The sequence below is a fragment of the Actinoallomurus sp. NPDC050550 genome, assembly GCF_040655075.1.
Lineage (GTDB): Bacteria > Actinomycetota > Actinomycetes > Streptosporangiales > Streptosporangiaceae > Actinoallomurus.
Genome location: NZ_JBFAJC010000005.1, coordinates 1 through 13,552, shown reverse-complemented (window position 1 = coordinate 13,552; position 13,552 = coordinate 1). Strand labels below are relative to the sequence as shown.

General features: G+C 69.2%; 11 protein-coding genes and 1 pseudogene. 5 read left to right on the top strand and 7 right to left on the bottom strand.

The genetic code is table 11. The features are described from left to right. Positions 1-397 precede the first annotated feature (397 nt). Entirely contained in the window at positions 398-1,381 is a 984-nt protein-coding gene (locus tag AB0I04_RS08435; RefSeq protein WP_360881071.1) for a WYL domain-containing protein, read from the bottom strand. Between the two features lie 165 nt (positions 1,382-1,546). Here AB0I04_RS08435 and AB0I04_RS08430 point away from each other — a divergent pair, with 165 nt between their 5' ends. After that, complete coding sequence (locus AB0I04_RS08430; protein WP_360881069.1) at positions 1,547-1,969, top strand: VOC family protein; 423 nt, start codon at positions 1,547-1,549, stop codon at positions 1,967-1,969. A 178-nt stretch (positions 1,970-2,147) separates the two neighbouring features. Here the strand turns inward: AB0I04_RS08430 and gap are convergent, their stop codons facing one another. The 4 genes from gap to AB0I04_RS08410 all read right to left on the bottom strand — a co-directional run bounded on the left by gap (position 2,148) and on the right by AB0I04_RS08410 (position 5,921). Then, positions 2,148-3,146 (bottom strand): type I glyceraldehyde-3-phosphate dehydrogenase, encoded by a 999-nt coding sequence (gene gap / locus AB0I04_RS08425; protein ID WP_360881067.1) that lies wholly within the window; start codon positions 3,144-3,146, stop codon positions 2,148-2,150. A gap of 100 nt (positions 3,147-3,246) precedes the next feature. Next, a complete protein-coding gene (locus AB0I04_RS08420) occupies positions 3,247-4,218 on the bottom strand; it encodes a helix-turn-helix domain-containing protein (RefSeq protein WP_360881065.1) in 972 nt (323 codons plus the stop codon). A 13-nt stretch (positions 4,219-4,231) separates the two neighbouring features. Beyond that, on the bottom strand, positions 4,232-5,044 hold the full coding sequence (locus tag AB0I04_RS08415; RefSeq protein WP_360881063.1) for a DJ-1/PfpI family protein: 813 nt from the start codon (positions 5,042-5,044) through the stop codon (positions 4,232-4,234). Between the two features lie 52 nt (positions 5,045-5,096). Further along, positions 5,097-5,921 carry an alpha/beta hydrolase gene (locus tag AB0I04_RS08410; protein WP_360881752.1) on the bottom strand — a complete coding sequence of 275 codons (825 nt, stop codon included), beginning with the start codon at positions 5,919-5,921 and terminating at the stop codon, positions 5,097-5,099. Between the two features lie 123 nt (positions 5,922-6,044). On the opposite strand from AB0I04_RS08410, the gene AB0I04_RS08405 reads away from it, so the two are divergent. Then, positions 6,045-7,319 (top strand): barstar family protein, encoded by a 1,275-nt coding sequence (locus AB0I04_RS08405; protein ID WP_360881061.1) that lies wholly within the window; start codon positions 6,045-6,047, stop codon positions 7,317-7,319. A gap of 382 nt (positions 7,320-7,701) precedes the next feature. Here AB0I04_RS08405 and AB0I04_RS08400 read toward each other — a convergent pair whose 3' ends face one another. Then, a complete protein-coding gene (locus AB0I04_RS08400; protein ID WP_360881059.1) occupies positions 7,702-7,833 on the bottom strand; it encodes a hypothetical protein in 132 nt (43 codons plus the stop codon). Between the two features lie 283 nt (positions 7,834-8,116). Between AB0I04_RS08400 and AB0I04_RS08395 the strand changes: the two genes are divergently transcribed. Continuing rightward, positions 8,117-11,101, top strand: coding sequence for an NACHT domain-containing protein (locus AB0I04_RS08395; protein WP_360881057.1), 2,985 nt, complete (start codon positions 8,117-8,119; stop codon positions 11,099-11,101). Between the two features lie 12 nt (positions 11,102-11,113). On the opposite strand, the gene AB0I04_RS08390 is transcribed toward AB0I04_RS08395, so the two are convergent. Continuing rightward, the gene (locus AB0I04_RS08390) at positions 11,114-11,728 is read right to left on the bottom strand and encodes a TetR/AcrR family transcriptional regulator (protein ID WP_360881055.1); all 615 of its coding nucleotides are present in this window, start codon (positions 11,726-11,728) and stop codon (positions 11,114-11,116) included. A 98-nt stretch (positions 11,729-11,826) separates the two neighbouring features. On the opposite strand from AB0I04_RS08390, the gene AB0I04_RS08385 reads away from it, so the two are divergent. Both AB0I04_RS08385 and AB0I04_RS08380 read left to right on the top strand, forming a co-directional pair. Next, positions 11,827-12,996: an alpha/beta fold hydrolase gene (locus AB0I04_RS08385; RefSeq protein ID WP_360881053.1), complete on the top strand. Its 1,170-nt coding sequence runs from the start codon at positions 11,827-11,829 to the stop codon at positions 12,994-12,996. Positions 12,997-13,214: 218 nt separating this feature from the next. Next, positions 13,215-13,552, top strand: a pseudogene (locus AB0I04_RS08380) (polyphosphate kinase 2); the annotation flags it as partial.

Here is a 13,552-nt window from a genome sequence, read left to right as displayed (position 1 = left end):
GAGTGGGGGAGCCGAACAACAACGCGGTGGGCGCCCGATACTTCGTGCGGGGTCAGAAATCCACATTGATCACCGGGCCGCGCGACCGAATTCGGCAACGCTACACTCGGCGATCTTGTCGTCGCAAATTGGCGCGTAATCGCCAGAGTGCCCGCCGTAACGGCGGATGATACGTCATCGGGCGGATGTTCGCAGGCGGGACTGCGCGGTTTTCGGCTCTGTCGCTCTTTCGGTGGTAAAGGAGGTGGTGTTGGGCCGCGCTCACCACCGTTTCGGCGCTTTGTATTTCGCAATCCTTCCGATTCTGCGGTGTCCGATCACCCGGCCTGTGGGTGCCGAATAATGTGTCACCTCGGACGCCTGGGCTTTGAGGAACCGGGCCCGGTCACACCCGAGGTCAGGGCGAGCCGGTATTGCGGGTGGCGTTGGCGTAGCGGGTGGCGAGCTGCGCGAATGCGTCGCTGAGTTCGCGTGGGCCGATGACTTCGATGTCGGTGTCGAAACGGCCGAGGGCGGCGGCCAGTCCGGTCCATGACCAGGAGCCGAGGGTGAGGCGGCATCGGCCGGGGCCGAGTGCTTCGACGGTGCCGTCCTGGGCGAAGGGGGCGACGGCGGTGGCGGGGAGGTCGAGGATGACTTCGCCCTGGCACGGCCAGTCGGTGTGGGTGCCGTCGTTGCCGCGGAATCGGCTGGTGATGAAGGCGGCGACGTCACCGCCGGGGATATCGCGCGGGGTGAAGCGAGGGCCGGTGGGGGTGCGGGGGCGGATCCGGTCGACGCGGAAGACCCGCCAGTCCTCGCGGTCCAGGTCCCAGGCCAGGAGGTACCAGTGGCCGCGGCACGTGACCAGGTGGTGGGGTTGCGTACGGCGGGGGTGCTCGGCGGCGGCGGCGCGGTCGGGCCCGTAGTCGAAGCGGAGCTCCGCACGGGTGTGGATGACGTTGCCCAGCTCCACGAGGGTCTGGGAGTCGACCGGCGCGGCGCTGTCGTTCTCGGGCGGTCGCACGGCAGTGGCGCGCAGCAGGTCGATCCGGTGGCGCAGGCGTGGAGGCATGACCTGGCGGACGGTGGCCAGCGCACGTTTCGCGTCCTCGCCGATCGTGGTGCTGGTGGCGGCGGTCTGCAGGGCGAGGGCCAGAGCGACGGCCTGGCCGTCGTCGAACAGCAGTGGAGGCAGATGGGAGCCCGCATCCAGACGGTAACCGCCGGCGGGTCCTTTGAAGGTCAGGATCGGGTACCCGAGTTCCCGCAGCCGGTCGACGTCGCGGCGCACCGTGCGCGGGGTGACGTCGAGGCGTTCGGCGAGGTCGTCGCCGGACCAGTCACGGCGCATCTGGAGCAGCGAGAGCAGCGAGAGCAGCCGCGAAGACGTTTTCTGCACACCCGCCATTCTGCCGAAAATACAGGACACATCCTGTCCGCTACCTCTGTGATGGTGGGTCCCAAGCCACCGAGGGAGCGTCGCTCCAGGTCACGGTGGCTGCGCCGCGTCCGGATCTCCCGGCGGCGGTGCACACCCGAACGGACTGAAGGCAAGGAGCAGCTCATGGCTGTCATCACCACCACCCACCTGAACTTCCGGGGCGCCGCGCGTGAGGCACTGGACTTCTACCAGTCGGTGTTCGGCGGGCGGACCGTCGCCGTCACCTACAGGGACGCCGGCAACGTGCAGAACGAGAGCGAGGCGGACCGGGTGATGTGGGGCGAGGTCGTCGCGGACAACGGCTTCCACATCATGGCGTACGACGTGCCCTCCCAACTGGCCTGGAGCCAGGGAGACGACCCGTTCTTCGTGTCCGTACGCGGCGACGACGCCGACGAGATCAGCGCCCTGTGGCAGAAGCTGTCGGAAGGCTCGACGGTGGTACGACCCCTGGAAGCCGCACCGTGGGCGCCGCTGTACGGCATGCTCACCGACCGCTTCGGCGTGACCTGGGTCCTGGACGTCACCGCTCCCTACAACGGCTGACCGCCTGGCCCGCCACGCGACACGGAGGGTCCGCCGCGTTCTCGCGGCGGACCGGTCGGCAAAAGCGAAAGAAAAGCGGGCCACCGTCCGCAGGCGGCACGAGGCCGCGGTATTCCTGAGCGGGGAGCGGCCCTCGACCCGCGCTGGGAGCGGTTTCCGAGGGCGGCTCGGGGACCGGTCAGCGTGTGGCGAGGAGCTCCAGCGTGTCGATCACGCGGTTGGAGAAGCCCCACTCGTTGTCGTACCAGGCGACCACCTTGACGTGGCGGCCGTCGACACGGGTGAGGGCCGAGTCGAAGATCGACGAGGCGGGGTTGCCGACGATGTCGGACGACACGAGCGGGTCGTCGGAGTACTCGAGGACGCCGGCGAGCGGGCCCTGCGCGGCGGCGCGGTACGCGGCCAGCACGTCGTCGCGCGTCACGTCGCGGGCGACGGTGGTGTTGAGTTCGACGATCGAGCCGACCGGCACCGGCACGCGGATCGAGTCGCCCGACAGCTTGCCCTCGAGGTCGGGCAGCACGAGGCCGATCGCCTTGGCGGCGCCCGTCGTGGTCGGCACGATGTTGACAGCGGCGGCACGGGCGCGACGGGCGTCGCGGTGCGGACCGTCCTGCAGGTTCTGCTCCTGCGTGTAGGCGTGCACCGTGGTCATGAAGCCGTGCTCGATGCCGGCGAGTTCGTCGAGCACCGCGGCCAGCGGCGCCAGCGCGTTCGTCGTGCACGAGGCGTTCGAGACGATCGTATGCATGATCGGGTCGTACTTCTCCGTGTTGACCCCGTACGCGAGCGTGACGTCGGCGCCGTCCGACGGCGCACTGACGAGGACCTTGTTCGCTCCCGCGTCCAGGTGAGCGCGGGCGGCCTTGGCCGACGTGAAGCGGCCTGTCGCCTCCAGCACGACGTCGACGCCGAGCTCGGCCCACGGCAGCCGCGCCGGCTCCCGCTCGGCGAGTACCGTGATGCGTCGGCCGTCGACGACAAGGGCGTCCCCGTCGACGGTCACCGGACGGCCGAGCCGTCCGGCGGTGGTGTCGAAGGCGAGGAGCCGGGCGAGGGTGACGGGTTCGGTGAGGTCGTTGATGGCGACGATCTCGAGCTTGCTGTCGCGTTCCAGCAGGGCGCGCAGCACGTTGCGTCCGATGCGGCCGAATCCGTTGATGGCGATGCGAGTCATGTGCGGTGTCCCTTCGGTTCGTCACCAGTCTCGTGTGCGGGATCCGGCCATGGCCGTGGCGTGAGCGCCATGGTTCGAAAGGATCGCGCCAGACGCCGGGCTACTCGCCGCGTGTGAAGGTACGCCGGTACTCGCTGGGGGTGGTGCCGAGGATGCGCTGGAAATGCCGCCGCAGATTCGCGCCGGTGCCGAGACCGACGTCGTTCGCGATCTGCTCGACGCTGCGCTTTGAACGCTCGAGCAGCTCACGGGCCAGGTCGATGCGGGCACGCATGACCCACTGCATCGGCGTGTACCCGGTGTCCTCGACGAAGCGCCGCGAGAACGTACGCGGTGAGACCGCCGCGTGCTGGGCGAGGGATTCGAGGCTGAGGGCTTCGTCGAGCCGGTGCAGGGCCCATTCGCGGGTGGCGGCGAACCGTTCACCGAGCGGCTCGGGCACGCTGCGCGGCACGTACTGCGCCTGGCCGCCGCTGCGGTAGGGGGCCGCGACCAGGCGCCGGGCCGCGTGGTTCGACACGGCCACGCCGAGATCGCCGCGCAGGACGTGCAGGCACAGGTCGATGCCCGAGGCGGCGCCGGCCGACGTCAGCACGCTGCCCTCGTCGACGAACAGGACGTTCTCGTCGACCCGGACGAGCGGATGCTTCTGTGCGAGCGCCCGCGTGTAGTGCCAGTGCGTCGTGGCGCGCTTGCCGTCGAGCAGGCCCGTGGCGGCGAGCGCGAAGGCACCCGTCGAGATGGCGGCGAGCCGTGCACCTCGGTCGTGTGCGGAGATCAGCGCATCGACGACGGCCTGTGGCGGGTCGTCGCGGTCCGGGAACCGATAGCCGGGGACGAAGACGATGTCGGCCCACACAAGCGCGTCGAGACCGTGGGCGACGTGGTAGGCCAGGCCATCGCCGCCGGTCACAAGCCCGGGTGCCGCGCCGCACACCCGCACCTCGTACGGCATGCTCACCCGGGTCGTGAACACCTGCGCGGGGATGCCGACATCAAGCGGCTTCGCACCCTCGAGCACCAGGACGGCGACGCGGCGCAGGCGGGAGGACGGCACGGGAAAAGGTGTCATGAGTACTCTGGGGTTATTGTCCATGCAGGCCGAGCCGGGCGCCCACCAGCCACTGCAGCGGCGTCGTGCCCGTCTCCTCGACGAACCGGCGCATGAACGAACGTTCGGACATGCCGGCGTGGCGGGCGAGTTGGGTCACGGTGAGCGGCTGCCCGAGACGTTCCAGGGCCCAGGCTCGGGTGTCGGCCAGCGCCGTGTCGCCGGTGACCGTGACGGGTGCGGGTACGAACTGGGCCTGGCCGCCCTCGCGGTGGGGAGCGGCGACCATGCGCCGGGCGATCTGGTCGGCCACAACGGCGCCCAGGTCGCGGCGCAGGATGTGCAGGCACAGGTCGATGCCGCAGCACACCCCGGCGGAGGTGAGGATGTTGCCCTCGTCTACGTAGAGCACGTCACGATCCACGTGCACGGCGGGGTATTCCCGTACGAGTTCGTCTGTGTACTGCCAGTGTGTGGTGGCGTGCAGCCCGTCGAGCACGCCGGCCGCGGCCAGCGCGAATGCGCCGGTACAGATGGAAACCACCCGCCGGCCCCGGTCGCGGGCCATGGCCAGCGCGTCGAGCACCGACGGCGGCACCGGCCCCGGCCGCGGCAGGAACCCCGGGCCGAACCCCGGCACGATCAGCGTGTCGGCTGCGCGCAGGACGTCCAGTCCGCCGGTGACGGCCAGCGCGAAGCCGCTGGTGTTGGAGACAGAACTGGTCGGTCCGCACACGGAGACCTCGTAGGGGGTCTCCGCGTGCGGACCGAAGATCTGCAAAGGGATGGCCAGGTCGAGCGGGGCCATCCCGTCCAGCGCCAGCACGGCCACTCGATGGATGGTCATGGCGGTATTCTAGCGAAAGTAGGCATTTCTGCCATCCGCATGCTGGTCAGGCTCAACGATCTGCCACCTCCGCCCGTCGGTCCGCCGCCGGTGCCAGATGGCCGCGGAAGAAGTCGGTGGCCGCGCCTGAGGCTCGCGCGAACTCGGTGGTGTACGGGGCAAAGTGCCCACCAGGGACCATCAGCAGCTGTTTCGGCTGCAGCGCCCGGTTGTAAGCGGCGAGTGCCGTGTCGGTCAGCGTGACGGTGTCCTGCCGGCCGGTGATCATCAACAGCGGGGTGGGGGAGACGCGCTCGATGAACGTGCCCGGCTCGTACATGCGTGCCTTGCGGGTGGAGCCGACGGTGACGGTGTTGTCCCAGCGGGTTCCATCGGGGAGCTCCTGGAGGTAGTAGCTGACGGCGTCCGGAGCCCGGTAGGCGGCGGCGACGGCCGGGTCGGCGCTGACCAGGGCCTGGGTGAGCGGCGCCGCGCCGGTCAACTGGGCACGCTCGTCGGCGTCGAGGGCGGCTTCCAGGGCGGCGACGTGTTCGGGGCCGACGCGGCGCTTGGACTGCTCGAAGCCGCTGATGGTGGGCACCTGGGCGACGACGGCCTTGAGGCGGCGGTCGGTGGCGCCGAGCACGAGGGCGTGTCCTCCGGCATAGCTGGAGCCCCACAGGCCGATCCGGTCGGCGTCGACTTCGGGGCGGGCTTCCAGATAGGTGATGGCGCGCCGCCAGTCCTCGATCTGCCGCCAGGGGTCGATGTCCTGGCGTGGGGTGCCGTCGCTGGCGCCGAAGGTGCGGTGGTCGTGGACCAGCACGGCGAAGCCGGCCTCGGCGAACTCAGGCTTGGGCGACCGGCGCCGTGGAACAAGTGGTTCCTGCCCTTTCAGCTTGTGTCACGCAGAGCCGGGGTGAGCAGCAGGTCGTAGTCGGCGAAGTACCGGCCGATCGCACCACCGTGACGAACTGAGTGGTGCGCGGGGCGAGTTCTTGATCGCCGATACGGTTGGGAGGTGACGACCGACCGCTCGGGCCGGGCCGACGAGCCGTGGCAGCGGCGGTGGACGTGGAATCGGCGGGTTTCGCCGCGTTGGCTGCTCGTCGGACACACCGGTACGCCGCAGTACCCCGACGAGGACGCCTTGGCGTTGTGCGCCGACATCGACGGGCTGTTCATCGATCTGCCGCCCCGGCCGCGGGAACGCTTCACCCTCCTCGGCTGTGTGCCGGACGGCGCGCTCGCCTCGATCCTCGACGTCGTGAGCACCGGGACCGCCGGCGCCGAGCGAGCGTGGCTGGGCAACCTTTGGGTGTCGGCGATGCCCGATGACCCGGCGGCGCGGCGCGGCTGGATCGGTGAGGAACTGCTCGATGTGACCGTGCTGGACCACCGGCCGTCACAGACCTCGCCGGGGCGTGTCGACATCGAGTTGGAGGGCCTGGTCGGTGTGTACGACCGCACGGATGGCGTCGATCGTCCTGATGACGTCACCGGATTCGTGCTGAGCGGTCCGGACGACACACGGGCCGGTGTCTGCGTCGACGTCACCGGCGTCTTCCGGGAGCCGGCCGAGCCGCCGGTGCCGCACGTCGTCCTGGTCGGCTGCCGGGCCGAGCCGTCGCTGCTGGCCGCGATCGCCGCAGTAGAACAGTCGACGAAGGCCGGCCTGCGCCGCCGGCGGGTGTCCGCGGAGGTGGGAGCCGTCGCCGCCGACGGTTCGGTGGTTCGGCTGGTCAATGGCTTTGTGTCCGGGACGCTCGTGTCGAGTGTGTCGTCCGCGCTCGGCGCCGGCCTCTTGGACGTCACCATCGCCGGTGACGCACGTGAACCGTTCCCGGCGGGGACGCGCGGCATTCTGGACCTGTGGTTCGCCGGTCGACCCACCGAACCCAACCTGTGGGCCCGCTATGACCGGACGCTGCGGCACGAGTGGGCCGGCGTGGCACTGGCTCATCGTCGCTCCGATGCCCCGCCAGACCGGCCGGCGGGGACCGTGTTCCACCTCGATGGCCGCTTCGTCACCGACCTCGAGGGCTTCTACTGCGCCATCGGGGAGGCGATCAACGGTCCGGGTGGCTACTTCGGTTGGAACCTTGACGCCCTCGATGACTGCCTTGGCGGGAGGTGGGGTGCTCGGGCGCCGTTCCGACTGGTCTGGCACGACTCGGCGGTGGCCGGTGAACACCTCGTCGCCGGCTACGACCGGTATCGGCACGCGCCGGCGGTCACTCTCGACTCTCTCCTGCAGATCTTCGCCGAACACGGCGTCGAGGTCGAACTGCGCTGAGCGCCTCACCTCACCCCTGCGGCCCGCACATGCGCCTCATCACACGGGAGACTGACGGTCTCCTTGGCGGTCCATGGCCGCGCGCACCAAGAGTCGCGCTCGCATCAATCATCGAACTCGAAGCCGCCGGCCTCGGCCGAGGCGATGAGCTTCCGCATACGATCACCGTCTGCGGCGACGGCGCTCATCAGCACGGATACCGAGCAGGCCCTGGGACACCTGCTCATGCCGCAAAGAGCGATCCGTGCCGGTGGTGGTGGCCCCGGGCCGGTGAAGGTTCTTCGCGTCCCGGGGCTACCTCGACGATTCCAGGTTCTGCTTTCTGGGCGAGGCGCTCGCCTGGCCTGATGGGTCGTCGTATCTCGGCGTGTTTCAGGTCTTCTCAGTGGCCGTGCAGCCAGTTGATGACCAAGGCGGTTGCCGCCGTACCGGCCGCCGTGGCCATGCCACGGACAAGGTTGACGATCGTGACGCGGGCGAGCTGGCGGCTGGTGCTGTTGCGGGTCTTTCTCATCGGTACTCCTTCGCGGTGGATCGTGTGACACCACCATGCGGAGCGGTCGGCGTCATGTGCCACCGATCGCGGGCACACTCGGGAGATTCCGTTTAATCTGCTGTTGAGAGCCTTGCCCGGGGGTGCCCGGGTGCGGGCATGGGTCATGTGGGGGCGGGAGGTCGTTATCGCCGACGACCCTAGACGCCGGTTCTACGACGAGCTGCGTGCGCTTTATGGAAGGGCTACAGCCGCCCGGGCGAGGCAGCGTCTCAACCACGGTCAGCGCGAGATCGAACGGGCGGTGCGAAGAGAACCCGGCGGTGCGGCCTTCAGGGGGCAGCGGCTCAGCGAGTGGATCGCCGACACGCCTGGGAGGGCCACCGTCCCGGACGACCCGGATTCGCTGCTGGCGTTGGTGACCGTGCTGGGCCGCTGGGCGGGTGATCCCCGAGTCGATGAGGGCCGATGGCGGACGCTGCTCGATGAGGCCAGGGATGTGCCTCGTGATCCCGGTCGTAGGGATACGCTCCTACGCCGTTACCTCACCGCCGTGGCGAATGATGCCAGTGCTCATCCCTATCCGGCGGTGGTGGAGAACGCCTTCCCGCCGCCGCTGTCGCAGGTGTACCTGCGTCCCCACCTGGCCGAACCGGATGCGCGGGCCGCGTCCAGTGGCCAGGATCAGGCCGGCGGAAGGATGCCGGCCCAGGACGTCGTGGACATGGACGAAGACTGCCTGGTCGTCGGCGGTCCCGGTATGGGCAAGTCCAGCCTGTTGCGGCAGTGTGTGCTCACGTTGACGCGGCGGCCTGCGGGGGAGGTGCCGGTGCGGATTCTGGCCGCCGACCTGCTGGGCCCGGGGTCGGTTGCCGAACTGATCGCCAACGCCGTACGGCGAGATCTGTCCGGCCATGAACCGCGAATCATATGGTCACCAGAGTTCTTCGCCGTCGCGCCTGCTGCCGGCGCGCGCTGGCTTCTCCTGGTGGACGGCCTCGACGAAATCGTCGGTGTGACGGCACGCCGCGAAGTGGTCGAGAAACTTGCGGCCCTGGCTCGCGAGAACACCGCCCCGGGCTATCGCATCATCCTCACGACGCGGCCGCTGAGCGGTCTGGAACTCGACTCGCTGCTCGCCTATGTCCGGTGGCGCCCGGTTCGCTGGGAGATCCAGCCGTTCACTCCCGATGACATCCATGTTCTCGCCGTCACGTGGTATCGGGCGCTTGAGCTACCCGGACCCGAGCTGATGGCCGATCGGTTCGTTGCGCTGCTCAGCCGGATGCGGCTGACCGAGTTGGCCGCCACACCGCTGATGGCTTCGATCATGTGCCAGTTGCACGCGCTGTTGCCGGACGCGGAGCTGCCGAGAACCCGTGGCGAGATCTACTACCGTTTCACGCTGCAGCTGCACAGACGTCTCAACAGCGACGGTGAGTCCGGCGTACGGGCGCAGACCCACCGGGCGCTGCGCCGCTACGGCGACGACGCCACCACCCGGGCCGACCGCACCTTGGACCGGCTTCCCGAACTCATTACCGCTCTTGCGGTACGGCGCAGGGCCGGTGACACCGCACCCGCCCTGGAGATCGTGGCCACTCACGCGCTGGCCGCCTGCCCGGCGAGCGTGCCGGCTGAGGACTGGCGCAGCGTGCTGGACTCCGCGCTGCGGCGCAGCGGCCTGCTCGACATTCGCCGGGGGGACTTCGAGCTCCTGCACCAGACCCTGGCCGACTACCTCATCGCGCGCCATCACCTCGATCGCATGCGGACCATTCGGGAGATCTTCGCCCTTCGACGCCACAGGCGATACGTCCACTGGTCGGCTCCGCGACAGGACCCCTCACTGCTCGGGTTCGTCCTCGACCCAGGAACCTGGGGTCAGGCCGACGAGACTTTGCCGGCCGACTTGGAGCAGGCGGCTCTCGAGCTCGTCACGTCCGGCCGCCTCGAAGGGTGCCGGTTTCTGGCCGCACAGCGACGGCTCGGCACCGGCCTGCCGCCCTCGGTCGTCGCGAAGATGCGCGAGGTCGTCGAACACCTCATCGACTCGCAGTCCAGCGTCGACACGCGGGTCCAGGCAGCGCGGATCCTCGCCGACCTCGACCGGGACCAAGGTCTGGCAGCACTGGAAGGCCTCGCTGCCATCCCGTCCCACATCGACCCCTTCGCGGCCGCCCGCGGGGTCGCGGCCCTCGACATCGCCCGCGGTACACGGCTGCTGTGTGCGATGGCAGAGAACGTCCGCCTACGCGAGCGGCGGGTCGATGCCGCACGCCTGCTGGCACAGCTCGACCCTCTGCAAGGTGCACAACGCCTCGCGGCCATCGCCCGCGACAGGCCGGCCTCCGGCTCGATGCGGGTGGCCGCCGCGCGGTCGTTGCTGCCGCTGGATCCGCTGCTCGCCGCCGAGCTACTCGAAGCACAGGCCCGGGATGAGAGCAGCCTCGCCTGGGACCGGGCGGAGGCGGCATTCGCGCTGGTGACGGTCAACCTCGGCCCAGGCGCCAGCCTGCTGGAGACAGCAGTCGTTGAAGCGCTCCGAGAAAGCGATCGCGTTCTACGAGCCAACGCCGAACAGGCGGTACGACGGCTGGTGGAGGTGGATCCGCAGAGGGCCGTCGCTTTAGTGCACGAGCGGCTCGACGAGCGGCCTTCCCGCCGAGATCGCGCCTGGCTGACCAAACTCGCCACAGACCTGCTCCAGCCCGTCGTGCCAAATGAGCAGGACACAGAGCCCTTGGAACACTCCTCCGCCTGGATCACGATTCAACTGGCCCATCTCACGCCGATCGTGAACTCCCCGGACTACCGTCGCGGCCTCATTGCATCGCCTGAACACAACGATCGGCTCCCGGCGGGACTCGCACCCAGCCTGGACGACCCCCGGGCGGCTGACCTGCTCTACAAGATCTCCAACGACACGAATCTCAGACCCACGCAGCGCTTGATCGCCGCATGCCAGCTCGCCAGGTTCGGAGACCCGCGCGCAACGGCCCTGCTCACCGCATACGCCGAAGACCCTTCGTTCGGCCTCATCCGGAACATTTCGGCGGCACGCTGGCTCGCCGCCGGCGGAGACGAGCTGGGCATGGCACTGCTCGAGCGGATCGCGCGTGGAAACCTCGGCCTGTTCGACCGACTCAAGGCGATCGAAGGCGTCGCCGCCCTTGACCGTGACCACGCGCTGTCCCTACTGCATGAAATCCGCCAAGACAGGCCGTTCTGGCGGCTCGACCAAGCACTCGTACTACGGCTGGCGCGGAAGTACCTGTCAGCGCCGTAGTTCGTCCGTCGGTCAGCGGATGGCCGCTCTCAACGCCGCCTCGATCGCGTTGGTCAGCGCTTCCAGATACTCATCGTCACTGCTGCCCTGTATGACCAGTATGCGGAATGCGAGCGGTGCGATCAGCAGGTCGGTGCCGAGTTCCAGATCCAGCCCGGGCGGGAGTTCGCCGCGGTCAATCGCGCCCTGCAGTATCGCGCGTGCCGCCGCCCGCCGCGGTGCGGTCACTCCGGTGTCGAGCTCCTCCGCCAGAGCGTCGTCGTGAACGGCCTCGGCGAGCAGTCCGGGCGCGATCCGGGCAAGTAGCGGATTGGCCAGTTGGCTGCGGAAGGTGGCGAGCAGCTCGCGCAGGTCGGTGTGCAGGGCGCCCGTGGCCGGAGTGGGCGGGAGCGCGTCGGTGACCTTGCCACGGATCAACTCGGTGACCATCGCCTGCTTCGAGGGCCAGCGCCGGTAGAGCGCGGCCTTGCCCACGCCGGCACGCCGGGCCACCGACTCCATCGACATCCGCGCATACCCGGCCTCGGCGAGTTCGGCGAAGGCTGCCTCGGTGATCGCCTCGGTCACCCGCTGCCGTAGGACCGCCCCGCCGGTCGCCGACCGGCCCTCCTTCTGCTGCACTGCCATGCCCCTGAGCATAACGAACGGAACGGTCGCGTTCCATATGTTAGCCTTCAAGAGATGGAACGGTGCCGTTCCGTTCCACTCGTGGAAGGGAGCCGACGATGAAATTCCTCTACGACGACGAGTCCTTCTCCTTCGAGGCGCTGCGCGCCGCGGGCTACGCCGCCTACAGCGGCGCCGACCTCGGCGAGGTCCTGGTCACCTGCCGGCGGATCCCGGAGGGAGACGAGGAGGCCTGGTCCGCACAGTGGGCCGCGACGGCGGCGCGCATCGAGCGCATCGGCCGGGACGCGCTGGCCGCCGGTCACCGGGTCAGCGCCCGCGAGGCGCTGCTGCGCGCGTCCAACTACTACCGGACCGCCGACTTCTACCGCCGCGAGAATCCCGCCGCCGACGCCGAGTCGGCGCGGCTCGCCAAGGCCTCCCAGCAGACGTTCGCCGACGCGGCCGCCCTGCTCGACACCCCGGCCCGCGCCCTGCGCATCCCCTACGAGGACACCACGCTGCCCGGCTACCTGTTCCTCGTCGATGATTCGGGCACCCCGCGCCCGACCGTGCTCTTCCACGGCGGGTACGACTCCACCCTCGAGGAGGACTATCTGGCGATGGCCGCGGGCGCGCTGCGGCGCGGCTACAACGTCATCGCGTTCGACGGCCCCGGCCAGGGCAGCAACGTCCGCGAGCAGGGCCTGCACTTCCGGCCGGACTGGGAGGCCGTGGTCACCCCGGTCGTCGATTTCGCGCTCACCATGCCCGAGGTGGACGCCGAGCGACTCGTACTGATCGGCATGAGCCTCGGCGGCTACCTAGCCGCGAGGGCGGCCGCCTTCGAGCACCGCATCGCCGCGTGCGTGCTGTACGACGGCGTCTACGACTTCCACGCGGTCATCGCCGCAACCGCCGGCCGTGCCGCTTCGATGCCCGGCGGTCTGGAGGCGTTGATGGCGCAGAACACCATGGTGCGGTGGGTGGTGCGCAACGGCCTGTGGACCTTCGGCGTGTCCAGCTTCGACGAGATGGTCAAGGCGACCGAGGCGTACAACATGGCGGGTATCGCCGACCGCATCACCTGCCCGACACTCGTACTCGAAGCCGAGAACGACCAGTTCTTCAAGGGGCAGCCGCAGCGTCTGTTCGACGAGCTGACCTGCCAGAAGGAGCTGATCGCCTTCCGTGAGGACGAAGGCGCAGGGGAGCACTGCCACGAGGGTGCGATGTTCCTGTTCCACCAGCGCACCTTCGACCGGCTCGACACCGTGCTCGCCGGCTGACCTCGCAGGCCGGCCTGCAGGTCGTGTCCCGCTCGGAAACCCGATTCGGTGCTGTGAGCCGGCGTTTCGCTGCGGGATCTGCCTCTACGGTCTCCGTGCCGCACCGACTTTGCATCACCCAGGAGGAAGATGCACTTTTCTCGCTTTCGGCGGGTGTCCGATCACTCTGCAGGCGGTAGCCCGTAGGGGAGCGGTCAGCTAAGAAAGGAGGATCGTGCATGGGCAAGGGCGGTGAGATGAAACGGCTTCCCCGCCGGGCTTACGAACAGGAGCTCTACCGGCTTCAGGGCGAACTCGTGAAGTTGCAGGAATGGGTCCGTACGACCGGGGCCCGCCTGGTCGTGGTCTTCGAGGGGCGTGATGCGGCCGGCAAGGGCAGCACGATCAAGCGCGTCATCGAGTATCTGAACCCGCGTGTCGTCAGGATCGTGGCACTGCCCGCCCCGACCGAGCGGCAGCGCACGCAGTGGTACTTCCAGCGCTACGTCGAACACCTGCCGGCGGCCGGCGAGGTCGTGTTGTTCGACCGCAGCTGGTACAACCGGGCCGGCGTCGA

What these genes read in the sequence shown, in the direction of transcription:
- AB0I04_RS08430 (WP_360881069.1), top strand. Translation starts at nt 1,547, where the DNA reads ATGGCTGTCATCACCACCACCCACCTGAACTTCCGGGGCGCCGCGCGT.
- gap (WP_360881067.1), bottom strand. Translation starts at nt 3,146, where the DNA reads ATGACTCGCATCGCCATCAACGGATTCGGCCGCATCGGACGCAACGTG.
- AB0I04_RS08420 (WP_360881065.1), bottom strand. Translation starts at nt 4,218, where the DNA reads ATGACACCTTTTCCCGTGCCGTCCTCCCGCCTGCGCCGCGTCGCCGTC.
- AB0I04_RS08415 (WP_360881063.1), bottom strand. Translation starts at nt 5,044, where the DNA reads ATGACCATCCATCGAGTGGCCGTGCTGGCGCTGGACGGGATGGCCCCG.
- AB0I04_RS08400 (WP_360881059.1), bottom strand. Translation starts at nt 7,833, where the DNA reads ATGAGAAAGACCCGCAACAGCACCAGCCGCCAGCTCGCCCGCGTCACG.
- AB0I04_RS08390 (WP_360881055.1), bottom strand. Translation starts at nt 11,728, where the DNA reads ATGGCAGTGCAGCAGAAGGAGGGCCGGTCGGCGACCGGCGGGGCGGTC.
- AB0I04_RS08385 (WP_360881053.1), top strand. Translation starts at nt 11,827, where the DNA reads ATGAAATTCCTCTACGACGACGAGTCCTTCTCCTTCGAGGCGCTGCGC.